We start from the raw sequence: 25,983 nt of genomic DNA, 5'->3' as shown, positions 1-25,983 counted from the left end.
ATAAAATGTCCATGGAATACCTCAGCCCAGCAGGGGCGTGATGAGCAAGTCGATGAGTTTGATCGCGGCAAAGGGAAGCAGTAGGCCGCCCAGACCGTAGATCAGCAGGTTGCGGCTCAGCAGGGAGGCGGCGCTTGTGGGGCGGTAGGGAACACCGCGCAGGGCCAGCGGGATCAGCAGGGGAATGATCAGGGCATTGAAAATCACGGCGCTCAGCACCGCGCTGGTGGGACTGTGCAGCTGCATGACGTTCAGCGCGGCCAGCGGCGGATAGGCGACCACGAACAGGGCGGGCAAAATGGCGAAGTACTTGGCCACGTCGTTGGCGATACTGAAAGTGGTGAGCGCCCCGCGCGTGATGAGAAGGCCCTTACCGATCTCGACGACTTCCAACAGCTTGGTGGGGTCGGAATCGAGGTCGACCATGTTGCCAGCTTCCTTAGCAGCCTGCGTGCCGGAGTTCATGGCCAGGCCCACGTCGGCCTGAGCCAGCGCCGGAGCGTCGTTGGTGCCGTCGCCCATCATGGCGACCAGTTTGCCGCTGCGCTGCTCGTCCTTGATCATCTGGAGCTTGTCTTCCGGCGTGGCTTCGGCCAGAAAGCTGTCCACACCGGCTTCCTTGGCAATCGCTTCGGCGGTCAGCGGGTTGTCACCCGTGATCATCACGGTTCTCAGGCCCATCTGGCGCAGCTGGGCGAAGCGGTCACGAATACCGGGCTTCACGACGTCGGAGAGCGCCACCACGCCCAGCACGCGGGCCACGTTGCCGCGCACCTCGGCCACCGTCAGCGGCGTGCCGCCGGCGCGGGAGATCTCCTCGACCAGCGCGGTCAGGTCGGCGGGCGCGGCCGCGCCAAACTCGGAGGCAAAGCGGGCCATCCGGTCTGCCGCGCCCTTGCGGATGCGGACAGTGCCTCCGGCGTCGGAAAAGTCCACGCCGCTCATGCGGGTCTGGGCGCTGAACTCGATGAATTCGGCGTTCTCCGGCTGGGCGGGCAACTCGGTGAGGGTGCGGGCCAGCGTCACGATGCTTTTGCCTTCGGGCGTGGGGTCGGCCAGTGAAGACAGTGCGGCGGCGCGGGCCAGCTCAATTTCGCTCACGCCGGGCAGCGGGCTAAAGCGTGTCGCTTGCCGGTTGCCGATGGTGATGGTGCCGGTCTTGTCGAGCAGCAGCACGTCGATGTCGCCCGCCACCTCGACCGCCTTGCCGCTCTTGGCGATCACGTTGGCCTGGAGCGCTCTGTCCATCCCGGCGATGCCGATGGCGGGCAAGAGTCCCCCGATGGTGGTGGGAATCAGGCAGACCAGCAGCGCGATCAGGGTGACGGGCGAGGCAGGCACGCCCGAGTACACCGTGAACGGATACAGCGTGACCACCGCGAGCAAGAACACCAGGGTCAGGCCGCTGAGCAAAATACTCAGGGCGATCTCGTTGGGGGTCTTTTGACGGCTGGCTCCTTCCACCAGCGCGATCATGCGGTCGAGGAAACTTTCGCCGGCTCCGCTGGTCACCCGCACCACGATGCGGTCGGAGAGCACTTTCGTTCCGCCGGTCACGCCGCTGTAATCGGTGCCGGCCTCACGGATCACGGGCGCACTCTCGCCGGTAATGGCGCTCTCGTCCACGCTGGCCAGCCCCTCGACGATCTCCCCGTCGGCAGGGATGAGTTCGCCCGCTTCCACCACGATCAGGTCGTCGCGCTGGAGTTCGGTGCTGGGAACGGTGGTTTCCACGCTGCCCACCAAGCGGCGGGCGGGGGTGTCTTGGCGGGCGGCACGTAGGGAGGCCGCCTGCGCTTTGCCGCGTGCCTCGGCCAGACCCTCGGCGAAGTTGGCGAACAGCACCGTGAGTAGCAGCAGCAGTGATGTGGCCAACGGGTAGCCGATCGGCTGACCAGTCAGGAGGTTGGCGACGGCCACATAAAAAGTCAAGATGGTGCCCAGATACACCAAGAACATCACCGGATTGCGGGCCTGAGCACGCGGCGAGAGCTTGGCGAAGCTGGCGCGGATGGCCGCGCGAACCAGTGGAGGCGAGAAAATGCCTCCTTTTCGCTTGGACTGGGGAGGGGAAGCGGTCATGGGGAGTCTCCAGCAGAAAAGTCTTGCATATCGACCGATTATCCTGAGGCCGCGCTGCAACCGGTATTGGCCGGGTGGCGGGCGGCGCTGGCCATCTGGCCATTTTTCACTTTGCGGTGCGAAACTTTTTCACCGAGTAAAGCTGCCCCGAGTGCCAAAGCGGGCGCGACTGACCTTTGCCTTGCGGCGGGGTGGCTCGGAGTTGCAGGAGAAGACCACTCTGAGACTTCGGGTCTGAACCCGCTTGTAGCCTCAGATGGTCTGGGAAACGCAACATCTGGGAAATGCACGATCAGCAGCGGGCCAACCCAGACAAGCGGCTCAGTAGATGTGCTGTCATTTGCGTGGCGCGTCAGGTCAACAGCGCGGTCTGCTTACCCCCACAGACTTTCAGGCCGACTCCGCCAGGTGGGGGAGCGGCCATCAGTTTTTTTAGACAGCGACTTCGCTCCCTAAAGTGACGGGGGCTGTCTAGTCTTTGGCCGCGCCGCCGCAATCAACCCTTCAGCGGCGGTGCAGGTACAGCGCGGCAGCAATGCAGCCCAGCGACGCGGTCAGAAGAAACCAAGCGCTGCTCTCAGTCGGCCAGATGAAGCTGCCGACGGCTTTGAACAGGAGGCCCGCACCCGAGCTGAGTGCCAAGCAGCCCCACTGCTGAGCCGCACTCCATTTGTAAATGTGCGCCTCACCAACCGCGTTTCTGGACGCGCAAAACGGTAACGCGGATTGACTTCGCCCGCCGGGTGGTGGCCCGGAAAGCCAGAACCTTCCGTACCGCTGCGGCGTCCAGCAGGGCGACCGAGATGAACAGGGTAAAGAGCCAAACACCGCTGTCACGGACTGAGCCAAACAGCGCCGTGAGCGTCATCAATCTGAGGATCATCAACGAGGGGAATAGGGCCATATGAACAGTCTGAGCCGCCATGAACGCCAACTGTACTGGCCCTTTGGTAGGAAAATCGGGCCAGTTGGCCAGGGAAGAGTTGGTGAGAAGTCGAGTTTATTTCAAAGCTGTGTTTTGGCCTCTGTTAGGCGAGTGGGAGGACATAGCCGGGCACACTCAGCGGAAAACGGTGACGCTCTTACTCCTCAGACCACCGTCAATTCGTGCCTCTTTGTTAAGGGCAGCTCTGGCGGTTTAGCCAATATCAACCTCCACTCACTGCTCAATCCTCGCTGCGGTGAGACTCGATTGATGCACGCTTACTCAGGCGGCGGTTGACGTTCGCCGCCTTGCTGTCCGACCCGATCCGCTGAACGAACACGATAGTCACCGCCGCGACTAGCGTTTCAAAACCTACGCAGAGAATCCAGAAGGCCGGGGTGCTGGCGATCACGTGATTAACCAGAAAGCCGAAGTTTTGCCCGAAGAAACCAGTGACCAGCGTCAACGGTAAAAAGATGGTAGCGACCATGGTGAGCTGTCTGGAACTCGCTCCCTGCCGCCGGTTTTCGAGGGCGTGGTAGATGTCGAAGGCCCGGTCAGCCATGTTGCCGGCGAGTTCCAAGCGCTCCACCGTGTGCTGAGCGTGATCCCGGATATCCCGGAAATAGGGCACCTCCTTCGGACTGACCACCGGGGGGCCAATCCGCAGCAAAGTGCCCAACACGTCTTTGAGGGGGAAGATGACGGCGTGGGCCGTATGCACCAGTTCACTGATCTCGAAGATCTTTTTGAGTTCCTGCTCGTTCGAGTGGGTGGGATCAATCAGCCGCTGACGAATCCTGCTGAGTTCGGCTTCCAGTTCTTCGGCAAACGGGGCGTACTCATCGACCAGCGCGTCCAGTAATACATAAAGCAGACTGCTGGAGTCGGGCCGCCACGCTTCGGGAACGCGCTCCCAGCGGTTCAAAATGTCCTGAAGCGGCAGGCCGGAGCCGTGCCGCACACTGATCAAAAAGCGCTCTCCAATGAACAGGTTAAGTTCATGCGTCTTCAAGGTTCCATTCGGGGATCTAAAGACGCCGTGGGCGACGACGAACTCGAAGCCCTGGTAGCTTTCGACCTTGGCCCGCTGATGCGCGTGAAGAGCGTCCTCTATCGCCAGTGGGTGCAGATGGTACTGGTGCTGGAGGCGTTCCAGATCCTGCGGAGCCGGGTCAGTGACATCGAACCAGAGAAAACCGTGTTCGGGAGGTGGGCTGATCAGCGCGGCCTGCCAGAGGATGGCTGCCGCGCCGGCGCTTCCCAAGATGTAGGTGTGCACCGCTGCTGATATGGGCGGCTGGGTGAGGGGTTGAGTTGTAGGATCAGCCATCAGTGATCTCCTGAAAAAGCCTGTTCAGGGCGCTCAAAATCTTAGGACTTACGCGGAAATTGGGGACTGGCTTCTGAGTCGCTCACGCCTGCCGTCCCCAAGAAGATCAAATTTGAGGGTGTGTATTGTTTTGTCCGTCTTTTTGTGGTGAACCTGTGACGGCTCTGCCCACGGCCAAGTGCTTACGGCAAGACTGCTGCGGAGTGCTGGGCCGAAATTTCAAGGCGGAAAGTGGTGGTCGGTACACCGGACAAGTCTCTACCCCTGCGTACTCAAAACACAAGGGTAGAGGATAGGAAAGGGTATTGATTCCACTGATGATGCTGGTGCAGGTCACAAGACTCAGCGCATCAGAACGTTGTTATCAGTCTGATGCGCTGAGCTGATTTCACTACCGCTGGTTTTGGTACTGGTGGCGGCCCGGCTGTTTGAGGCCACTGCCGCCACTCCGCTGCCCGAGCGTCAGCGTCCTATCTTAGAAACTGAAGAACAGGCCCATGATCTCACGGTATGTCAATTTGTCGCGGTCAAGAGCGCCTTTCTTTCTCGGACTGCTCATTACCGGGAACGCGGATCGAAGGCGTCGCGCAGGCCGTCGCCGAGGAGGTTGAAGGCCAGTACGGCGAGCGTCACGGCGACGCCCGGAAACACCGCCAGCCAGGGGGCCTGATAAAAGAAGTCGCGGCCTTCGTTGAGCATCAGGCCCCAGGAGGCGGTGGGCGGCTGCGCCCCCAGACCCAGAAACGACAGGGCCGCCTCGGCCAGAATCGCAAAGGCCAGCGAGAGGCTGGTCTGAATAATCAGCGGCCCCAAGATATTGGGCAGCACGTGCCGGACAATCAGTCGCAGCTGACTGATGCCCAGCCCGTGAGCAGCCTCGATATAGTCCTGCTCCATTACGCCGAGTGCGGAGGCGCGGGCCACACGCGCAAAAGACGGGGTATACACGATGCCGATCGCAATCATGGCGTTCGTCAGGGTCGCCCCGAAAGCCGCCATAATGCCCAGCACCAGCAGCAAAAAGGGAAAGGCGAACAAGATGTCCATCAGGCGCATGATCACGCCGTCCACCCAGCCACGGTAGGTCACGGCCAGGAGTGCCAAAGCCGTGCCGAGCAGCAGGGCAATGCTGACCGATACTGCCGAAACCAGAAAGGAAAGCCGGGTGCCGTAGATGATGCGGCTGAGCTGATCGCGCCCGAACATGTCGGTGCCGAGCAAAAACTGCGCCGAGGGCGAGGCGAGGGCGTGGTCAGTGTGCTGCTCAGCCGGGCCGTATGGAGCGAGCCAGGGCGCGAAGAGGGCCAGAATCACCATCACCGTAATCAGGACGCCCCCGATGAGCAGGGCGCGGTTTCTGAACAGACGCTTCCAGGGAAGGTGCGAACGGGTGGGTGCGATGCTTATCTTTGGGGTCATGAGTACCGTACCCGGGGATCGACCAGACCGTACAGCAGATCAATGGCCAGATTGATGAGGGTGAAGGTGATGGCAAAGAGCATCACGCAGGCCTGAACCACAGGATAATCCCGCTGATTGATGGCCGTGAGTACCAGATTGCCCACGCCCGGCCAGCTGAAGATGGTTTCCACGATGACGGTGCCGCCCAGCAGAAACCCGAAATTCAGGCCGATCACCGTGAGAATAGGGATGGCGGCATTTTTCAGAGCGTGACCGTAGAAAATTCGGTGCTGGGTCTGGCCCTTGGCGCGGGCGGTGCGGACATAGTCCTGGGTCAAGACGTCCAACATGGCCGCGCGGGTAAAGCGGGTAATGATCGATGCGATCTGGAGGCCCAGCGTCAGGGCGGGCAGGAGCAGAACTTTGAGAAACGGCAACACACCGCTGCTGGGCGGCACGTAACCAGCCGGGGGCAGCCATTGGAGTTGCAAAGAAAACACCAAAACCAAAATAGTGCCCAGCCAGAAATCCGGCGTCGAGATGCCCAGCAGCGCGGCCACACTGATCAGTTGATCCGGCCAACGGTTTCGCCGCACGGCAGCGGCAATCCCCGCCGGAATCCCCACCACCACCGCCAACAAGATGGCGGCCAGCGACAACTGCGCACTCCGGGCAAAGCGCTGGACGAGGTCTGGGCCGATGTCGGCTCCCGAGCGGATCGACTGCCCAAGGTGGCCGCGTAAGACCTGACTGAGCCAATCGAAGTACCCCAAGATCACCGGCTGGTCGAGGTGCAAGTTGTGCCGGAGTTGTGCGGCCACCACCGGATCATTCTGGGTACCGAGCAAAATGGCGACGGCGTCTCCCGGTATGGTGCGGGTGAGGAAGTAGGCGATGACCGTGATGCCCAGCAGCACCGGGACGATGGTGAGCAAACGCCGGGCAAGGTAACTGAGCATGGCTTACTTGTCGATCCAAATATCTTTGAGCGATTTCAGGGAGCCGGTGGCGTAGTGGACGTACCCCTTGACGGCGGGCCGGAAAGCCTCGTACTGGTCGTTGATGTGGAGGAAGACGTACCCGACCTGTGAGGAGATCACTTGCTGCACCTGCTTATACACGGCCCCGCGCTTGGCCTGATCCACCGTGCGCCGACCCGTTTCGAGGAGCGTGTCGACCTGCTTGTTGGAAAAGCTCTGGGTATTGAATTTCTCGCCGGTGTGAAACTGGAAGTACAAGAAGTCGTCCGGATCGACCGAGCCGATCCAGCCCAGCACCACCGCGTCGAAGCGCTTGGCGTTGTAATCGTTCAGGAACGCCCCCCATTCCATCGGCATCACCTTGACGTTGATGTTCAGCGGCTTGAGCTGAGCCTGAATCGCCTGAGCGATGTTTACCTGTGATTTGTAGTCCGCCCCGACTTTGATGGTCATGTCAAAGCCCTTGGCATAGCCCGCAGCGTTCATCAACTGCTTGGCCTTGGCCAGATTGAGAACCTGCGTCTTGCAGGTCGCGTAGGCCCAACTCGACGGCGGCACCGGGCCGCAGAAGATGGGCGTGCCCTTGCCGAACAAAACGGTCTTGACAATCGAGTCACGGTCGACGGCGTAAGCGAGAGCCTGACGCACCCTCACGTCGTTGAAGGGCTTCTGGGCCAAGTTCAGGCCGAGGTAGTCGTACCAGGTGCCGGGGCCTCCCACCACGCTCATGCCGGGCAGAGCTTTGAGGCGGTCTACCTGATTTTGTGGCACGCTCAGCGCCAAGTCCACCACGGCGCTCTGAACGTCAATCATGCGGGTCACATCGTCTTTGAGGGCCTTGAAGACCAGTGTATCGACGTAGGGTCTGCCGTTTTCCCAGTAATTGGGGTTGCGGCTGAGCGTCACACTGTCGCCGGGCACCCAAGCGCCGAATTTGAAAGGCCCGGAACCCATCGGTTGTTTGTTCAGATCATGGGTCTTGTCGTATTCGGCAGGAATGATACCCATCAGGGGCGAAGCCACCTTGGTGAGGAAGGGGGCGAAGGGTTCTTTGAGCTGCACGATCACCGTGACCGGATTGGGAGCGCTGAGGGAGGCGATCTTCCCGAGGTCGTTCTGGCGCGGCGAAGCGGTCTTGGGATCGGTAATGCGCTTGATGGTGTACACCACGTCGGCGGCGGTGAGTGGGCGGCCATCGGCGAACTTGACTCCCGGACGCAGGGTAAAGGTGTATTTCAAACCGTCTGGAGAAACCGTCCACTTGAGGGCCAGCTCAGGTTGCACGCTTCCTGTGGGGTTCACCGAGAGCAGCGAACTGTAGAGCTGCTCGATCACGGAAGTCGACGAAGCCGCAGACACGGTGGCCGGGTCGAGGCCGACAATGTCCGCCTGCTGCCCCACGGTCAAACTGCCGCCCTTGACCGGGGTCTGTGCAGCGGCACTGGCCACGGCCGCCAGAGCGAGGGTAAGGAACAAAGAGCGTCCGGTGCATTGAGAAGACCGCAGCATAAACATCCTCCTGAACAAGAAAAAGGGGCGGACGACTTCAAGCGGGTAGAAGTGGGAAGGTGGAATAAAACCATTCAGAATTTATTGAACATGAATAGCATGGCGTCACAGCATGGATTTTGTCAATTCATCTGCCGTATAGGGTCAAGCGCTACAGACGCTGCTCCACTCGGCTCGGAGCACCGATTGACAGATCAAGCTGGCTGGTGCATTCTATTCATTGTTCTATATATGGAATAGTTTCATTCACAATCTCGTGGGCTGGACGCCCAGAGGAGACCGCTTTGCTTGCTTTACTCCGCTCTGTGATGATGTTCCTGTTTGTGCTCTGGGGGGTGTCGCTCACCGTATTTCTGGCCCTGCACTTGGCTCCGGGCAACCCGGCGCAGTTGCTGCTGGGCTCGTTCGCTACGCCTGAGGCCCTGAGCCGTCTCACGCTGGAACTGGGACTGGATCAACCGCTGCCGGTGCAGTACGGCCACTGGCTGGCCCGCGTCTTTCAGGGCGACTTGGGAACATCGATCATGCTCAAAGCTCCGGTCACGACCATTCTGGCCGAGCGGCTGCACAACTCGGTGATCTTGGCGCTCCCGGCTTTTATCTTGTCGACGGTGCTGGGCATTTTGGCAGGCGTGCTAAGCGGAATGTACCGGCGCGGTTGGGTGGATCACACCGCCAACACGGTGATGTTCGTGGGCCTGGCGATGCCGGTGTTCTGGCTGGGTCTGGTGCTGATCTTGGTGTTCGGTTTGTCGTTGGGCTGGCTTCCCACCAGTGGGATGTCGTCACCGGGAGCCGAGCCGAACCTGAGTGACATAACCCGGCACTTGATCTTGCCAGTACTGACGCTGGCGCTGGCTCCTGCCGCCGTCATCGCCCAGATCACGCGCTCGACGCTGCTCGAAGAGATCAAGCAAGATTATGTCCGCACCGGGGTGGCCAAAGGTTTATCGGCCAACCGGGCGGTGGTCAGGCACGCGCTGCGCAACACCTGGATTCCGGTCATCACGACGCTGGGGCTGGAAATGAATTACGTCATCGGCGGTTCGGTGCTGGTGGAGAACGTCTTTAACTGGCCGGGCATTGGACAGCTGCTGGTGCAGTCGGCCATCAGCCGCGACTATCCGGTGGTGCTGGGAGCCAGCTTGATCCTGGCCGCCATTTTCGTGGTCGTCAACTTTCTGGTGGAAGCCTCGTACGGCCTAGTCGATCCACGCCAGCGGGGTCAAAGTGTCTGACGCAGCTTCCAACGCGGCGCTCACCGCCCAACCCCGCGCCCCCCGGCGGCTTCTGAAGCTCAACGGCTACCTGACGATCGGCGGAGCGCTGATGCTGATCTTGGCCCTGCTCTCTCTGCTGGCTCCCCTGCTCAGCCGGGTCGACCCCAACATGATCAATCCGGCGCTGGCGCTCCAGCCACTCGGCTCACCGGATCACCTTTTGGGAACAGACAATCTGGGCCGCGACCTGCTCAGCCGCCTGCTCTACGGAGGCCGCATCAGCCTTCTCAGCAGCTTCACGGCGGCCCTGATTTCGACGGCAATCAGCGCCACAGTCGGCCTCACCGCTGCTTTTTTCGGACGCTGGATCGATCTGATTGCCCTGCGCGTGACCGATATCCTGATGGGCTTTCCCTTCATCCTGCTGGCCATCTTGCTGGTGGCGGCGCTTGGCCCGTCGACCTTCAATGCCCTGCTGGCCGTCGCCATCGCCAATCTGCCGTTCACCCTGCGGCTGGTGCGCAGCGAGGCGATCCGGGTGCGCGAACGCGAATTCATCACCGCTGCCAAGGCGCTGGGTGCGGGCAACAGCCGCATCATCTGGATGCACATGCTGCCCAACGTGCTGAGCGTGCTGATCTCCACCTTCTTCCTGACGGCAGGCTGGATGCTGGGCCAGACTTCGGCGCTCAGCTTCCTGGGACTGGGCACCCAGCCGCCCACCGCCGACTGGGGCAGCATGCTGGCGGAATCTCAGAACTACATGTCGTCCATGCCGCAGATTGCCATGTTGCCGGGGCTGATGATCGTGCTGGCCTCAGTCGGCATGAACCTCTTCGGTGTGGGTCTGCGGGCCGCCGCCCTGCGCGAAAAGTAAACGGCTCAAGGAGGTTACAGATGGTCAAGCTCGCCACGTTTTCGATCACCGCTCACTGTCCCGACACCGGGCACCTCGGTGTCGCTGTATCGACCGCCATTCCGGGCGTCGGGATGCTCTGCCCGTTCGTGCGCTCGGGTGTGGGCGCAGTCGCCACCCAGTCCTTTGTGAATCCTTATCTGGGACTGTGGGGCCTGGAGTTGCTGGCGCAGGGAAAGAGTGCCGAGGAAACGCTCGCCGCTCTCAAAGCGCTGGACGGGGGCATAGAGCTGCGCCAGCTCGGCGTGGTCGACCGGCACGGTGGGTCAGCGGCCTTCTCAGGCAGCGCCTGTGACGGGTGGTACGGCGAGCTGACCGGCCCGCACTACGCCATCGCCGGCAACATGCTGGTCGGCGCGGAGACGCTGGAGGCCATGCAGCACAGTTTCCTCGGCAGCACCGGAAATCCGCTCGTCGAGCGCCTGATCTCGGCGCTGGAAGCCGGGCAAGCGGCAGGCGGCGACAAGCGCGGCAAGGTTTCTGCCGCCGTCAAGGTTCACGCCGGCGAGGATTACCCCTGGCTCGACCTGCGGGTGGACGAACACAGCGCTCCAGTGGCTGAACTCCGGCGCGTCTATGAAGTCGCCAAAGTCAGTCTCGTTCCGCTCCTCGACATGATGCCCACCAAAGCCCAGCCGCTGGGCACTTTCGATATGCAGGCCGCCCGTGCAAGCGGTTTGCTGCAAGACCAGTAATTCCCTGCCCTCTCCCTTTCCCTACGCTCAGTAACCTTTGGAGGCCCGATTATGAAACGAATGCTGACCCTGTTCCTGTTGTCCGCTGCCATCAGCCCCGTTGCCCACGCCCAAGCCGTCAAGCAGATCGTGATCGGCTACGAAGCCGACGCCACCTCGCTCGATCCCGCGCAGGTCACCGACATCAACAGCATGCAGGTGCTGACCCAGATGTACGAGCCGCTGGTCATGATCGGCAAAACCGGCGGGATCCAGCCGGGTCTGGCGTCCAAGTGGACGCTCTCGGCTGACCGCCTCACCTACACCTTTACGCTGCGGCCCGGCCTCAAGTTTTCAAGCGGCGATCCACTCGACGCCGACGCTGTGGCGTTTACCTTCATGCGGCAGCTCGACAAAGCCAACCCCGGCAATAAATTCGGGCCGTTTCCCTTTGCCGAGTTTTACTACGGCTCGCTCAAGACCGTCAAAAAAGTCAATGCCACGACGGTGCAGTTCGTGATGAACAAGCCGGACGCGGCCTTTCTGGCGGCACTGACGGTGCCCACCAGCTTCATCGTCAACCCGAAGGTGGCGCTGAAATTGGGCAAGACCTTTGCTCTGCAAGGCTCGGGGAGTGGGCCGTACGGCTACGAGAGCTGGAGCCGGGGTGGGCAACTGATCCTCAAGAAAAACACCTACTTCAAGGGAGCAACCCCCGGCGCAGACCGCTTGGTGTGGCTGCCCATCGTGCAGACCGGCCAGCGGGCCACATCCCTCCAATCTGGCACGGTGGACCTGGTGATCAATCCAGCCCCTGAAAATCTGGCGTCCCTGAAAACGGCGGGCTTCAACGTCGCCACCGGCGCGGGGCCGCACATCTGGTGGATCGGGATGAACCTCAACAAAGCCCCGTTCAACAACAAGCTGGTGCGTCAGGCCATGAGCTACGCGATCGACCGTCCCGGTATGATCAAGGGCATCTTGTACGACACCGGCGTGATGGCGACCCAGCCGCTGGCCTCGATGCAGTCGGGCTACAACACCGACCTCAAGCCCTACACCTACGACACCGCCAAAGCCAAAGCGCTGCTGACCCAGGCCGGTTTCCCCAACGGCTTTACCGCCACCATGCTCGTCCCCACCTCGGGTTCGGGGATGCAGAGCCCGGTGGCGATGGGAACCGCCATTCAGGCCTACCTCAGCCAGATCGGGATCAAGATCAATATTCAGCAGCTCGATTGGGGCACTTACCTGTCCAAGATCGGAGCGGGAGCCGACAAGTCCGGGCTGGAAATGTGGCAGATGTCTTGGATGAACGTGGCGGTCGATCCCGCTTTCGTGCTCGATCCGCTGCTCTCCAGCAGCTCGTTTCCGCCGGGCTTCAACACCGGCTTTTACAAAAGCGCGGCTGCCGACAGCTTGATGACTAGAGCGCGGGCCGAGGCAGATCCCAAGAAGCGCGGCGGCCTTTACCAGCAGGCCGAAGCCGTCATCGTGGACGACGCGCCATGGCTATTTGTCGACCACGCCAAACAGGTGGTCGCCTACAACAAAAACCTCAAAGGCTTTGCGCTCGACCCGATTGCTCCGTTCTTGTTGAAGCTGGGAACCGTCAGCAAATAGTCGCTTGAACGGCTTGCCCTGACTTTACGGGAGGCCGCTGGAGGGCAGGACTTTTTTCCTCTTGCAGCACTCTCGACCAGAATTCCAACTCAGCCGGGGTTGTCTGAGTAGCCGAGCATCCTTCTACGGTGAGGGTGAACGTGAGCACAGTAGATTTGGGGGTGGGGTATGCACACTGACGCTGTGTCAGTTCAGGTGTATCCCAAACCCAAGCTTCATGAGTCACCCTCAAGTCGCCAACCGCACAAAGAGCTGAGGAGAATATGGAAATGGAAATGACTGCCGCCAATTTTTTACGCGATCTTATTCGCATCGAAGCTCTGTCTGGCCAAGAGCAGGCCCTGTGTGACCGTGTGATAGCAGAGTGGCAACACCTCGGCTTCGATCAAGCGTACCGCGACGACATCGGCAACGCGGTCGGGATGGTCAAAGGTCAGGAACCCGGCCCGGCTTGGCTGCTGCTGACCCACTTGGATCACGTCCATGCGGGCGACCCGGCGCAGTGGCAGCATCCACCCTACGAAGCAGTGTTGGAAAACGGCAGCGTGCACGGCCGGGGCGCGGTCGATATCAAGGGGCCGCTCGCCGCTCAGACCTACGCGCTAGCGCAGCTTCTCGGGCGCGGCGAGCGGCCCCTGAACGATGTGTGGATCACCGCCCCGGTGCAGGAGGAGACGGGTGGATTGGGAGCAGCGCACTTTGTCACACATCCGCCGGCACAGATGGGCGCGGTCATCGTCGGGGAGCCGTCAAACAACCAGTTGATGTTGGGCCACCGGGGTGTGGCGCGGCTCAAGGTGCGTTTTACCGGACGCGCCCACCACGCCAGCCTCGCGCTCAACGATGAAAATCCAATCTTTGCGCTGGCGGAGTTTCTGAAAAGGGTTCAGGCCAAGCAGTTCGCCGATTATCCGGTGACTGGCCCCTCGTCGCTGAGCGCGACACAGATCTTTACCGACTCGGGCAGTGACAACCTGACGCCCAATACCGTCGACGTCATGCTGAGCTGGCGCTACAACGAGAGCGACGCCGAGAACCGCGCCACCCTGGCGGAACTGCTCGCCGGACTGCCAGCCGAAGGCCAACTGGAAGAAATTTGGACGCCCGCGAATACGCCCGGTTTCGCCACCTCGCCGGAGCATCCGTTGGCCCAGAAGGTGGGGCGCTACGCCAAGCGCTTTCACGCGGAGCCGGGCGTGTGGAAGTTTGCCACGGATGGCCGCTACACCGCCCGTGAGGGCTGGCCGACAGTCGGCTGGGGGCCGGGAGATCAGTGGTTGGCCCACACCACACAAGAAGCCATCTTGTTAGAAGACCTAGACGCGTACAGCGAGGCGCTCTCAGCACTGCTGCTGAACGAACGCGCCAGTTCATAAGATTTTGCTGGCGATCAGGTGAAGTGAAACCAGAACACAGAGTTGGTGTTGGTGGGCAAGTCGGTTCTGGTAGGAAGGGAGTGCGCTAAGGGCGCTGAGCTGCCGGATATTGGCTCTCCCCACTGAATCAACAGATGACCACTAACGCATCTGTCACGATGAAATTGTGGAGTGAGGGTGTTCGGATCAGTACTGGAGAGCCATTTTTGATGTGTCATACGGGGCGACACCAGTGGTGTTGAAACGCACACCACCGCCGTCTGACACGTATTCAGATTGGTTGTGAAGGACGCTGTAAATTTGGTGCCGACACCACCACGCCGCAGCAATCTGCCGAATCATGGATAATAGACCTGCTTTTAGGAGGTCTTTTATGGTGTACCGGACTGCGGCTCTTTCCCTTTCCTTGGCCCTTCTTCCTTCCTTTGCGCTGGCCGCCACGCCCAAAGACACGCTGGTGATCCAGCAGGCCGCTGGGATCAGCACCCTCGATCCGAGCGCCACCTACGACACCTTCAGCTCTCAGATCGTCGAGAACATTTACGAAACGCTCTGGACTTACAAGGGCGGCAGCTTGACGGCGATGACGCCGCTTCTGGCTTCCAGCTTGCCGACCTTTACCAACGGGGGCAAGACGCTGGTGGTCAGTCTGCGCTCAGGCGTCAAGTTTCAGAGCGGCAACGCCATGAGCTGCGCCGACGCCGAGTACACCTACCGCCGCGATTTGGTGACCAACGCGCCGGAATCGGCCAACTGGTTTATCAGCGACGCGCTGCTGGGCAGCACCAAAAATGCTCAGGACAACAAGAGCATCACGTGGGCCAAAATTGCCGCCGCCGTCAAGTGCAATGCCCAAAATCAACTCGTCTTTACCTTGGCCAAAGTCGATCCCGCTTTCATGGCGAAAATGACGTTTTCCGGCATGGGCGTGATCGATAAGCAGTGGGCCATCAAGCAGGGCGAGTGGGACGGCAGCGAGAAGACCTGGCAAGCCTGGGTTGGCAAAGACCTCAGCGGCAGTCCGCTCAGCGTGAAACCCAGCGGCACTGGCGCTTACAGCTTGGTCAAGTCGGATGCCAGCGGCGTGTTTTTGCAGGCCTTCCCCGGATACTGGGGAGCCAAGCCCGCCATCAAGAACGTGGTGATGCAAAAAGTCGGTGAGCTGGCCGTGCGTCAGCAGGCTTTCCTGAACGGCGACGCCGATTTGATCGAAGCGGGCACCCGCGCCAACGTCGAAGCCCAGCTCAAAGGTAGGCCCGGCGTGGTGGTGCTCGACAACTTGCCTACCACCTCCGCACAGGCCCTGTTCATGAACAACAACATCAAGCCCTCGGCGGCGCTGGGCAGCGGCAAGCTCGACGGCAAAGGTATTCCGGCGAATTTTTTCTCGGACGCCGATGTCAGGCGGGCTTTTGCGCTCTCGTTTGATGACAGCCGGTTTATCAAAGACGTGCAAAGCGGCAAAGGTTCGCCCAGAACCATGCTGCTGCCCGACACGTTCCCCGGTTACTCGGCGCAGACCAAAACCTACCCGTTTGACCCAGTTGCCGCCAAAGCCTCCTTCCAAAAAGCTTGGGGCGGTGAAGTCTGGAAAAACGGTTTTGTGATCAATGCCAAATACCGCACCGGCCATACTCTGGGTCAAACGGCGCTGGAACTGCTCAAACAAAACGTGGAAGCCATCAATCCGAAGTTCCGCATCAACATTGGCGTAGAGCCCTGGTCGGAGCAGTCGGTCAAGTTTCAAAACGGCGAGGAAGTCATGTTGCCGATGGGCTGGGGCGCGGATTACGCCGATCCCGACAACTTCATGTACACTTTTTATTCCAGCAAAGGCTATTTTTACGTCTCCAACAACTGGAAAGACGCCCAAGTCGATCAGTGGCTCGACCAAGCCCGCGCCACCACCGACGCGGCGCAGCGCAATAAGCTTTACAAGCAGGTGGCTGACCGGGCCTACCAGCAAAGTGTGTTCGTGGTGCTCCCCGCCGATTTGAATATCCGGCCTATCCGCAGTGACCTTCAGGGCGTCTCGGCGACCAATTACAACCCGATGCGCAGCTTTTCATTCACTGGGACGTACCTGCGTGAGCTGAGCAAGAAATAAATTTGACCGTGTCAGGAGCAGTGGGGCGTCACAGTCAAAAAGGCTTGAAGCAAACTGCTTGCCCTCACCGCACAGCGTTCGGATTCCTCTGACCCGCTGAAAACAGGGCTTGCCGAGGTCGCCAAGGCTGTGGTATGGAGTTCTCTTCTTCCCCAGCCTTGTCTGCATCTCTACAAAACCAAATTGCCCTGAATGAAACGGGCTGGTGATTTTTGACAGACAAAAATCTACTGGCCCGTTGTCGTTTTTTGAAGGCGTTCGAGCCCAGCGTTTGGGTAGTTGGAGCTGTAACGCGGGTTGGAGCGCAAAATGAATTACAGTGCAGCATGTCGCCTCAAATTTCTACGGACGCACCCGGCACATCGGCTTCCGACCAACTGACCGGGCGGGTGGTTCTCGTCACTGGCGCGGCCAGCGGCATCGGACGGGCGATTGCCCTCGCGGCGGCGCAGGCAGGCGCGAGGGTGGTCGTGTCCGACCTTCAGCCGGAAGGTGAGCAGACGGCGCGGGCCATCGTGGACGCGGGCGGCGAAGCCTTTTTCGTGCCCTGCGACGTGGCCGATGCGCAGGCTGTGGAGCACTTGGTGGCGGAAACCGTGAATCACTTTGGGCAGCTCGACGTGCTGGTCAACAATGCCGGAATCTCGGGCGGCGCTCAGTTGGCCCATCAGCTTGAGGTGGACGCTTGGGACCGGGTGATCGCCGTCAATCTGCGCGGGCCTTTTTTGTGTGCCCGCGCCGCTCTGCCGCACCTGATCGCTGCGCGTGGAGCCATCGTCAACATCGCCTCGACCTACGGCCTGATCGGCGCACCTCTCGCCGCCGCCTACTGTGCCTCGAAAGGTGGGCTGATCAACCTGACCCGGCAACTGGCGGTTGATTACGGCCCTCAGCAGGTGCGTGTCAACGCCGTTTGTCCGGGTTACATCGACACCGACATGGGCGGCGGGCGTGCCCGGCTTGGCCCCGCAGGGCAAGCGGCAGCCCAGACCCGGCGCGAAGCCAACGCCGCCCGGCAACCGCTGGGCCGTCAGGCACAGGCCGTAGAAGTGGCGCGGGTGGTGGTGTTCTTGGCGTCTGGAGCGGCCTCGTTCATGACTGGCTCGGTGGTCACCGTGGACGGCGGCTGCACCGCCACCTTCAATCACGGTTCCTAGAGCATTCGTCAAAAACAAGCTCTGCTTTGACTGGGCGGGCAGGCCCGGTGGGTGCCGGTCTGCCCAAGTGCCCTACAAGTTAAAGGTGCTCTAGCGGGAGAGCCAGTCACGAACCGCCGATTTCACAAAGGCCAGCTCAGCGGGTAGGCCCGCCGGACTACCCGCTCGGTGGCCCCAGATGCTGGGAATGGGACGCAATTCGCCCGCCTTAAGGTGCGGCAACTCGGCAGCATTGTCGGCCACCCGGAAATACAGATCTGTTTCGCTGGGGAGCAGCAGCACTTTGGCGTCAATGGCCGACAGCGCCGCCGCCAGATCACCGCCGTAGCGCGGGTCGGCGCTGATGTCTCCGTGTGTCCAGGTCATGGCCTGAGCATAGAGATTGGCCGCCTCACACGCCCCGAAGCCCGTTTCCCAATCGGTTTTCAGGTACGTTTCCAAATCGGGTGCGCCCAGCACCGAAGAAAACAGCTCGGCGCGGTAGAAATCCTGACTCAGCCCCCAAGCGGCGTAAATATGCCCGAAGGCTTTTAGTGCCGCTCGTGGAGGGGCCGAGAACTGGCCGCGTCCCTGATATTCCGGTGCGGCCTCTAGGGTTCGCAGCAGGCCAGACAAAAAGACCTTGTTGTGAATGGCCGTGCGGGCACTGCCGCAGACGACGATAGCCCGCTGCACCAGTTCAGGGAAAATCGCGGCCCAGTGGTAGGCCTGCATCGCGCCCATCGAAAAGCCGTAGACGGCGGCCACCTGTTCGGTGCCGAACACCTCGCGCAGCAGCCGCATCTGGGCCAGCACGTTGTCGCGCACCGTGACCAGTTCGGGGTAGTCCGGCGTATTGGCCGCGCCCGACGACAAGCCGTTGGAGAACATGTCGGGGATGACGATGAAATACTGCTCTGGGTCGAGAATCCCGTCCGGGCCGATCAGCCAGTTCTGGCTGCTGTGGGTGGCGGTGTAGCTGCACGGATAGACGATCAAGTTGTCTTTGGCCGCGTTGAGGGTGCCGTGGGTCTGCCAAGTGAGTTGGGCGTCACGAATCACGCCGCCGCGCTCGACCTCCAGATCACCCAGTGAGAAGACGCCTTCTTGAATAGGCCAGGAGGTCATGCGGAACCGCCGGATTCGGGTCTGTACTGGAGAGTAGAGTTCACGTGATTGAGCTTATTCCTCTGGCAGTCCTGAAGTGCCCGATTCCGCTTCACGTCCGCTTTTATTTAGAATTGGTTGAGGGGAGGCCCATTTGCTCACTTGCAGGTCATCCGGCTAAACTGATCTGGACTCAACCACATGCTGCCTTTTGACTGGGAATCAACGCTGAATCAGGCCGTTTGCCCAGCCGCCCGCTCGAAGGCCCGCTGCTTTTTTCTGACGCTCACCTTCGCGCTTTCGCCAGAGCGCCTAGCGGCCTAATCTCGAGTGTTTCCGAGCTGGAGTTGAGCAGTGGTGAAAGTCAAAACCCTGAAGTTCAGGGTCACGGGCTGATGATCCAGACCCGCGCCGACAACTCTTTGTCGTTTATTACAGCGCCCCGAACGCGCTGCTGGTCTCGCGGGTCAATCCTCAGTCGGGCATTTCAAATCTGGCCGATCTGAATACGTTCGGGGCGCGATCACGCCCGCCACCTCCAAGGAGATCCGTTATGAAAAAACGTTGTTGGCCCGCTTTGATGCTTTCGCTCTTCGCTTGCGCCGCCGGCGCACAGACTGCCGCTACGCCCGCCGCGCCCAGTCCCATGTACAGCGGCCCCGGTTCCTACGGCGGCACGGTCAGCGGAACGGATCTGATGGACGTAGACCTGATGTTCATCGGCGCTCACCCTGACGACGACGGCGGCGTGGGCGGCATTCTGGCCCGCTACCTGCTCGACGGCGGCTACAAGGGCACGGTGGTGACCCTGACCGGCGGTGAGGGCGGCGGCAACGCCACAGGCCGCGAAACGGGCCGCGCCCTGGGCCTGATCCGCGAGGAAGAGGAGCGCCGCTCGCTGGCGATGCTGGGCGTCAACAGCCCACACTTTCTGGGCCTGCGCGACTTTTACTTCACGCTGTCGGCTGAAGAAACGCTTGCCAAATGGGGCGGCCCGGCTTTTGTGTGCGACGTGGTGCGGCTGGTGCGGCTGCGCCGTCCTGAAGTCATCGTGACCATGTGGCCCGGCCCCGGCACCCACGGTCAGCACCAGATGGCCGCCCGTGCCGCCACGCTGGCCTACGCCACGGCGGGCGATCCGGCGACTTGCCCCGAGCAGCTCAAAGAGGGCCTGCAACCCTTCACGCCCCTCAAGCTCTACTACTACCCCAACAGCGCCGCCGATACGACCGTCTCTATTCCGACCGACGACGTTTCGCGCACCGCCCGTATCCGTTACGCCGATCTCAAGAACATCGCCCAGTACAACTACCGCACGCAGGGTTGGGACACTTTTTCCACGCTGCCCGCCAAGACGGCTGGCCCCGAAACGTTCATGCTGGTGGCCTCACGCGTCGCCACGCCTGCTCAGGAAACCTCTCTGCTGACCGGAGCGCTCACCCCCAGCGGCTCCTCGCCCGCCGGCGTGCGGCTGGAAGTGCAGCCCGCCACCTACGATATCGGTGCGGGGCAAGCCGCTCCGGTAACCGTCAAACTGACCAACACGACTGGCAAGGCCATGACCAGCGTGATGCTGGCCCTGAGCGCCCCGGTGGGCTGGACGGTTTCGGCGGCCCCGGCAGCCAAAGACCTCCAGCCCGGCGAGACGGCCAGCGCCACCTTTCAAGTCACGGCCCCGTCAGCCGCCGCCGCCGAGCGCAGCACCTTGACCGGCAGCTACAGCGCCGCGCAGGACGGTCAGGCCATCACAGGTCGTGCGGGCAATTTCGTGCGTCCGCTGCCTGCTGTCGTCGCCACCTTCGCGCCCACCTTCGACGTGGCGGCCTATCAGGACTTTGCGCGTCAGACCGGCACCGACTGGGTGATCGGCTCGCTGCCGACCCGCTTGGCGCTGGCGCTGGGCCAAAAATCCCCGGTGGGCGTCACCGTCACCAACCGCAGCAACGCCGCCGTGAGCGGCAAACTAGACCTCAAACTGCCTGCTGGAATCACGCTGTCGGGAGACACCAGCTATCAGTTGGCCGCCGGACAGAGCAAGACGCTGGCCCTTCAGATGGAAGCCACGTCCGCCGCTTTGCCTGCCGGACGCCAAAGTGCCCTGCTTCCTGTCAGCTTAGACACCGGCTCGTTTGCCGACACCGCCAACGCTTACGTGCTGCCCACCCTGACCATTCCGCGCCTGAGCAAAGCGCCCGTCATCGACGGCGATTTGAGCGATATGCAGGCTGGAGCAGACGGACAGATCGGCCCGGATGATTTGTGGTGGAAGGCCAAGCCCGACAACGCCGCCGACGCCAGCGGCAAATTCAAGCTCGGCTACGATGACACCTACCTGTACGTGGGTATGAACGTCAAGGACGATGTGGTGTCCTGCAACATTGCCCCCGACGACATCAAAGCCCAGCTCCGCTCGGACGCCATCGGCGTGACGGTCGATCCCAGCGGCTCCAGCAAAGACACGTCCACCACCATGCAGGCCGCCGCATTTCCCTGCACCACCGCCGGATTCGGTGCACGCGGCTTCCGTGACGCCGACGCCAACCAGGGCGTGATGGAAGAGACGGCTCCCGGCATGCAGGTGGCCTCCAAGAAGGTGGACGGCGGCTATGACATCGAATTCCGCTTGCCCTGGGCCGCCATGCCCAAGGTGCCCAAGCCCGGCGACACCATCGGCCTCAATCTGGTGATGTACGACGGCGATCAGGCCGACGCCCGCGTGGGCGCGAACATCAGTCAGAGTGGACTGGCCTGGGCGGCGTTCTCGTGGGGTGGCAAGCAGGCGCTGCCTTACCTGTGGCCGCGTGTGACGCTGGGTCAATAAGCTCAGCCTTCCCTTCAGACGGAGCGTTGCCGGAATGTTTGTGGTCTGTCTGCGCCGAAACTGAGTTTCGAAGGCCGACAGGCTTGCAAACCTCACGCTGTAGGCCAGGCAATTTAGTCAAGCATTCCAATCAAAGCGGCCATCCGTGAAAACGAGTGGCCGCTTTGATTTGTCGGTTGCTCAAGTGCTTTGGAGTAAGCCGAGAGGGTTCGGTGAAGTGGGTGCTGATAGGAAAGTAATTCTTAGGCGGCCTGCCCATTAACGCCCATACACGTTCGGCAAAGGACAGTCCCGATGAAGCAGTGCGTCAGGATTTTTGGCTGCGTGGATCGAGCGCTTCGCGTAGGCCGTCACCGATCAGGTTGAAGGCCAGCACCGCCAGAAAAATAGCAATACCGGGAAACAAAGCCATCCACGGCGCGTCGGTGAGGTAGCCGCGTGCCGCGTTGAGCATAGAGCCCCAACTCGGTGCAGGCGGCTGAATGCCGAGGCCCAAAAAGGACAAGCTGGCCTCGGCCAAAATGGCGTTGGCGATCGCCAGCGAGGTCTGCACAATCAGCGCTCCGCTGATGTTGGGCAGCAGGTGGCGGGTGATCAGGCGGCCGTCGCCGGCGCCCAGCGCCTGCGCGGCCTGTACATAATCGCGCTCGCGCTGTGACAGCACCTCGCCGCGCGTGATGCGGGCAAAGGCGGGCGCGGTCACGATGGCAATAGCGATCATGGTGTTTTGCAAACTGGGGCCGAGAATGGCCGCCAGCGCAATCGCCAGCACCAAGAACGGCAGCGAGAGCAGCGCGTCTACGAAGCGCATCAGCACGTCGTCCAGCCAACCGCCGATATAGCCGGCGATCAGGCCGATGCTCGCGCCGAAAACGAGTGCCAAAGACACCGAGATCAGCCCGGCGCTCAGCGACACCCGCGCTCCGTAGACCACCCGCGAGAAGATGTCGCGCCCCAACTCGTCGGCCCCGAACGGGTGCACGCTGTTGGGAGCGGCCCGCAGATCAGAGAAAAAAATCTGAGCGGGGTCGAAGGGGGCCACCTGTGGAGCCAGCAGCGCCGCCACCGCGAAAACCAGCAGCACGAACAACCCGATCACGGCCAGCTTGTTTTTGAGGAAACGCCGCAGTGGAGCGGGCAGACGGCGCTTGAGCGGAGGCGGCGTCTTGGAAAGCGTTGTGGTCATCGTCTTGTCTCCATCAATGGTACCGAATGCGCGGGTCTACCGCCGCGTAGCCCAAATCCACCAAAAAACTCACCAGAAACACGGCCACCGCTGAAACCAGCACCACGCCCTGAATCACCGGCAAATCGCGGGTGAACACGGCGTCAATCAGCAGCCGCCCGAAGCCGGGAATGCTAAAAATCTGCTCGGTGATGACCGCTCCGCCCAGCAGCCCGCCCAGTTGCAGGCCAAAAGCCGTCAGGTAAGGAATCAGCGCGTTTTTGAGGGCGTGCTTGGAAGTGACTTGCCGCTCCGTGAGGCCTTTGGCGTGGGCGGTTCGCACATAGTCTTGCGTCAGCGTTTCGCTTAAGCTGGAGCGCAGATAGCGCGTCAGTACCGCTGCCGAGCCAAGGCCCAGCGTGACGGCGGGCAAGAGCAGCAGCAGCAGATTGCGCTGCGGATTTTCCAGCAAGCTGGTGTAACCGCTCGCCGGAATCCAGGCCAACCGGATGCTGAACAAGTAAATCAGCAAAATGCCCAAAAAGAAATTGGGCAAACTGATGCCCGACAGCGCCAGCAGCGTCAGCAGCCGGTCAATCCAGGTGTTGCGCCGCACCGCGCTGAGAATTCCGGCGGGCAGCGAGATCAGCAGCGAGATCAGCATGGCAAACAGCGAGAGTTCCAGCGTGACCGGCAGCTTCTGGGCGATCAGGTGGCTGACGCTGCTGTTGTCGGTCAGGCTGGTGCCGAGGTCGAGCCGCAAAGCGCCTGTGAGCCAGCTGAAATACTGCTGCGGCAAGGAGCGGTCTAGCCCCAGCGAGCGGCGCAGTTCATTGAGCGCCTGCGGCGTGGCCTCCTGTCCGAGAATCAGCCGGGCCGGATCGCCGGGCAGCAGCTTGACCATCGCAAAGACGATCAGGGTGACGATCAGCAAAGTGGGAATGGCCGAGAGCAGGCGGCGCAGCGCAAAAGCAATCACTTGACCTCCTTGGTTGGGAATGCTGCTTTAGGACTGAAAAAAAGGGCGGGAAATGTGCTCGGCCCGCCCTTTTTGAGACTGAGTCTCCTTACTTCAGTTCCACGTCTTTAAAGCGCAGAATCCCGTCTGGAATGGGCTTGAGGCCGCTTAGACCCTTGACGCTCGCCACCTGATTGCCTTGAAAATAGACCCAAGTGTAGGGCGTGTCGTTGATGATGGTGCTCAGCGCGACGTTGTAGGTGGCGATGCGGGCCGACATGGCGTTTTGGGCGCGGGCTTTGGCCAGCAAACCGTCGACGGTCTTGTTGCTGTATCCGGCTTGGTTGTTGCTGCCGCCCGTCACGAAGAAGTCGTAGATGTTGCCGTCAGGGTCGGGTCGCCCGCTCCAGCCCAGCATCAGGGCGTCGTAATCCTTCTTGTCGGCGCGGTCGAGCAGCGTGCCGAATTCGACCTGCTCAATCTTGGCGGTGATGCCGGCCTGCGCGAACATAGCCTGATAGACCTGAGCGAGTTGGGTGGTCACACTCCCCGGCACCGTCAAGAGCGTAAAGGTCAGGGGCTTGCCGCCCAATTTGCTTTTGGCCAGCGCGATGTTGGGCTTCTGAACCGTAATGGCCGAGGACGCGGCGGACGTGCCGGGTGGGAATGGCCCTGCGGCGGGCGTGACCGTGCCGTAGAAGATGCTCTTGGCAATCGCCTCGCGGTCGATGGTGGCCGCCACCGCCTGCCGGAAATTCTTGTTGTTGAACGGAGCGCGGGTCACGTTGAACCAGACGCCCTGATAACCGATGCCGGGGTAGTTCATCACGCTGAATTTGGTGTTTTGCTCCAGCTTGCTGATGTCTTTGGGGTCAATCGGCGTCACAGTCTGCACCGCGCCTGAGAGCAAATTGGCGTACCGCACGTCGCCGTCGGGGAAGGGGCGGTAGATCAGCTTGTCGATCTTGGGTGCGCCGTCCCAGTAATTTTTGTTGGCGCTGAGGGTGATGTTGTCCTGGCGCACCCGGCTGACGAAGACAAAGGGGCCGCTTCCCACGGGGTTGTTTTGGAAATCTGCCCCCTCCTTCTTGGCCGCTGTGGGCGAGACGATCATGCCGGCGCGGTCGGTGAGCACCGCCAGCAGCGGCCCATACGGCTGCGAGAGAACGATTTGAACCGTCTGCGGGTCAACGACCTTGACTTCTTTGACGCTGGAAAGCTCGTTTTTGCGCACGCTGCCTTCCAGCGTCCGGTTGCGGTCTATGCCGTATTTGACGGCGGCAGCGTCCAGTACAGTACCGTCGGTAAATTTCACGCCGCTCTTCAGCTTGAAGGTGTAGAGCAGGCCGCCGTTCGTAACCTTCCAAGACGTTGCCAGCGCCGGAATCACCTTGAGATTCACGTCTAAATCCACCAGCTTGTCAAAAATCTGGTTCATCACTTGCCGGTCAACCAGTGCGCTGGACAGTGCCGGGTCGAGGCGCGGCGGATCGGCGTCTAGGCCCACGGTGACGGTGACCGCCGAGGCCGAGTTGATCAGGGCCGCGAAGGAGAGGCTGAGGCCGAGCAAAACCAGTGGTTTGAGTTTAGGCATGAGTAGAACCTCCAGTGGATGAATAGGCGTCGGGAGCGGTGCGAATGACGCTGTCTAAGTGAGTGGACATGGTGAGGCGGGCCCGTTCGGGCGATCGGGCGGCGATGGCTTCAAAGATGTCGCGGTGCTGCTGCACGGTCAGGCCGGGCTGGTTTCCCACCAGCAGGCGCTCACGCAGATGAAGCAGCAGGTGCTGCAAGGTGTTCAGCGCCGCGACCACCACGCTGTTGCCCGACGCCTGAGCAATCAGGGCGTGAAAGATCAAGTCTTCCGCGCCCAGTGGCTGCTGGGACTGCTTGGCCGTCTCCTGACGCTCCAAGCAGTCGTTGATGGCTGCCAGCTGCGCGGCGCTGGCATGCAGCGCGGCGAGGGCAGCCACCTCCGGCTCGATCATCTGCCGAAACGCCAGCAGATCGCGGGCCTGCGGCGGCAAGCGGGTTAGCAGGCCCTGAAACGGCAAGCACAGCGTGGCCGCGTCAGGCTGCTGCACGAAAGTGCCCTCGCCTTGCCGCACGCCAATATGGCCCAGCACTTCCAAACGCGCTAGCGCGTCGCGCAAACTGGCCCGCGAAACGCCGAGTTGTCCAGCCAGCACCCGCTCCGGCGGCAATTTCTGGCCGGGCAGCATCTCACAGCGCACAATCAGCGCGAGCAATTCATCAGCTACGCTTTGAGGGATTTTTTGTCGTTTGACCGGGTAGACCGTCACAGACACCTCCACGAAAACTTGCTTATCAAAAGCGGAGCGGGCAGGGGAGAGCGGCGCAGCGGCGGAAATGAAACACCCAACAAGCACGTGCAGCAAAAGCAAAATTGAGTGGCCGGATGGTCTGACCACTGAACTTATGGAAAACTGTATCCAAAGCGGTGTCGTTTACAGCAAAGTTGTCTAGTCTGCACCTGACGCGCCGCGCTCAGCCGTGCTGTATGCTGCCCGCCCGTCTCATTCGCCTTTTTGTGGATGGTCAAACGCCTGCCTAGGGCAGCTGACAATCAGCGTGGTTCAAGCGTTCAGGCACTGATTTCTGAGCGCCACCCTGGTCAGCTCTCCCCGGC

The 25,983-nt window shown here is 61.3% G+C and carries 20 protein-coding genes; 8 read left to right on the top strand and 12 right to left on the bottom strand.

Annotated features, from left to right (window positions below; genetic code table 11):
* Positions 1-21: 21 nt before the first annotated feature.
* The 7 genes from kdpB to EHF33_RS18705 form a co-directional block, all read right to left on the bottom strand.
* Positions 22-2,082 carry a potassium-transporting ATPase subunit KdpB gene (gene kdpB / locus EHF33_RS18730; protein ID WP_124875066.1) on the bottom strand — a complete coding sequence of 687 codons (2,061 nt, stop codon included), beginning with the start codon at positions 2,080-2,082 and terminating at the stop codon, positions 22-24.
* Between the two features lie 504 nt (positions 2,083-2,586).
* Positions 2,587-2,724 carry a hypothetical protein gene (locus EHF33_RS21235; RefSeq protein WP_164473615.1) on the bottom strand — a complete coding sequence of 46 codons (138 nt, stop codon included), beginning with the start codon at positions 2,722-2,724 and terminating at the stop codon, positions 2,587-2,589.
* Positions 2,725-2,767: 43 nt separating this feature from the next.
* A complete protein-coding gene (locus tag EHF33_RS18725) occupies positions 2,768-2,986 on the bottom strand; it encodes a hypothetical protein (RefSeq protein WP_124875064.1) in 219 nt (72 codons plus the stop codon).
* Between the two features lie 262 nt (positions 2,987-3,248).
* A complete protein-coding gene (locus EHF33_RS18720) occupies positions 3,249-4,340 on the bottom strand; it encodes a magnesium transporter CorA family protein (protein WP_124875062.1) in 1,092 nt (363 codons plus the stop codon).
* Positions 4,341-4,898: 558 nt separating this feature from the next.
* Positions 4,899-5,759 (bottom strand): ABC transporter permease, encoded by an 861-nt coding sequence (locus EHF33_RS18715; protein ID WP_124875060.1) that lies wholly within the window; start codon positions 5,757-5,759, stop codon positions 4,899-4,901.
* Positions 5,756-6,700, bottom strand: a complete 945-nt coding sequence (locus EHF33_RS18710) for an ABC transporter permease (RefSeq protein ID WP_124875058.1) — start codon at positions 6,698-6,700, stop codon at positions 5,756-5,758. Before EHF33_RS18710 ends, EHF33_RS18715 begins: the two co-directional genes overlap by 4 nt.
* Positions 6,701-6,703: 3 nt before the next feature.
* Positions 6,704-8,230, bottom strand: coding sequence for an ABC transporter substrate-binding protein (locus tag EHF33_RS18705; protein WP_124875056.1), 1,527 nt, complete (start codon positions 8,228-8,230; stop codon positions 6,704-6,706).
* A gap of 305 nt (positions 8,231-8,535) precedes the next feature.
* On the opposite strand from EHF33_RS18705, the gene EHF33_RS18700 reads away from it, so the two are divergent.
* The 7 genes from EHF33_RS18700 to EHF33_RS18670 all read left to right on the top strand — a co-directional run bounded on the left by EHF33_RS18700 (position 8,536) and on the right by EHF33_RS18670 (position 17,303).
* Positions 8,536-9,468, top strand: a complete 933-nt coding sequence (locus EHF33_RS18700; protein WP_124875054.1) for an ABC transporter permease — start codon at positions 8,536-8,538, stop codon at positions 9,466-9,468.
* Positions 9,461-10,327, top strand: coding sequence for an ABC transporter permease (locus EHF33_RS18695; RefSeq protein WP_124875052.1), 867 nt, complete (start codon positions 9,461-9,463; stop codon positions 10,325-10,327). The genes EHF33_RS18700 and EHF33_RS18695 overlap by 8 nt, the downstream gene beginning before the upstream one ends.
* Before the next feature lie 20 nt (positions 10,328-10,347).
* On the top strand, positions 10,348-11,061 hold the full coding sequence (locus EHF33_RS18690; RefSeq protein ID WP_124875050.1) for a DUF1028 domain-containing protein: 714 nt from the start codon (positions 10,348-10,350) through the stop codon (positions 11,059-11,061).
* A gap of 51 nt (positions 11,062-11,112) precedes the next feature.
* Entirely contained in the window at positions 11,113-12,663 is a 1,551-nt protein-coding gene (locus tag EHF33_RS18685) for an ABC transporter substrate-binding protein (protein ID WP_124875048.1), read from the top strand.
* Positions 12,664-12,938: 275 nt separating this feature from the next.
* Positions 12,939-14,039, top strand: a complete 1,101-nt coding sequence (locus tag EHF33_RS18680; RefSeq protein WP_241191457.1) for a M20 family metallopeptidase — start codon at positions 12,939-12,941, stop codon at positions 14,037-14,039.
* A gap of 373 nt (positions 14,040-14,412) precedes the next feature.
* Positions 14,413-16,146 (top strand): ABC transporter substrate-binding protein, encoded by a 1,734-nt coding sequence (locus tag EHF33_RS18675; protein WP_124875044.1) that lies wholly within the window; start codon positions 14,413-14,415, stop codon positions 16,144-16,146.
* Positions 16,147-16,472: 326 nt separating this feature from the next.
* Positions 16,473-17,303, top strand: a complete 831-nt coding sequence (locus tag EHF33_RS18670) for an SDR family NAD(P)-dependent oxidoreductase (protein WP_124875042.1) — start codon at positions 16,473-16,475, stop codon at positions 17,301-17,303.
* Between the two features lie 90 nt (positions 17,304-17,393).
* Here the strand turns inward: EHF33_RS18670 and EHF33_RS18665 are convergent, their stop codons facing one another.
* Positions 17,394-18,410, bottom strand: a complete 1,017-nt coding sequence (locus EHF33_RS18665; protein WP_124875040.1) for an alpha/beta fold hydrolase — start codon at positions 18,408-18,410, stop codon at positions 17,394-17,396.
* Positions 18,411-18,942: 532 nt separating this feature from the next.
* Between EHF33_RS18665 and EHF33_RS18660 the strand changes: the two genes are divergently transcribed.
* Positions 18,943-21,210: a sugar-binding protein gene (locus EHF33_RS18660; RefSeq protein WP_124875038.1), complete on the top strand. Its 2,268-nt coding sequence runs from the start codon at positions 18,943-18,945 to the stop codon at positions 21,208-21,210.
* Between the two features lie 307 nt (positions 21,211-21,517).
* On the opposite strand, the gene EHF33_RS18655 is transcribed toward EHF33_RS18660, so the two are convergent.
* From EHF33_RS18655 to EHF33_RS18640, 4 genes are all read right to left on the bottom strand, one after another.
* On the bottom strand, positions 21,518-22,396 hold the full coding sequence (locus tag EHF33_RS18655; RefSeq protein ID WP_124875036.1) for an ABC transporter permease: 879 nt from the start codon (positions 22,394-22,396) through the stop codon (positions 21,518-21,520).
* A gap of 13 nt (positions 22,397-22,409) precedes the next feature.
* Positions 22,410-23,354 (bottom strand): ABC transporter permease, encoded by a 945-nt coding sequence (locus EHF33_RS18650; protein ID WP_185974731.1) that lies wholly within the window; start codon positions 23,352-23,354, stop codon positions 22,410-22,412.
* Between the two features lie 88 nt (positions 23,355-23,442).
* Entirely contained in the window at positions 23,443-24,927 is a 1,485-nt protein-coding gene (locus tag EHF33_RS18645) for an ABC transporter substrate-binding protein (RefSeq protein ID WP_124875034.1), read from the bottom strand.
* A complete protein-coding gene (locus EHF33_RS18640) occupies positions 24,920-25,636 on the bottom strand; it encodes a FadR/GntR family transcriptional regulator (RefSeq protein WP_124875032.1) in 717 nt (238 codons plus the stop codon). Before EHF33_RS18640 ends, EHF33_RS18645 begins: the two co-directional genes overlap by 8 nt.
* Between the last annotated feature and the right edge of the window lie 347 nt (positions 25,637-25,983).

The sequence above is a fragment of the Deinococcus psychrotolerans genome (assembly GCF_003860465.1).
In the GTDB taxonomy this organism is placed as follows: Bacteria; Deinococcota; Deinococci; order Deinococcales; family Deinococcaceae; genus Deinococcus; species Deinococcus psychrotolerans.
Note: the sequence above shows the minus strand (reverse complement) of the source record. Positions and strands in the feature narration are given on the sequence as shown.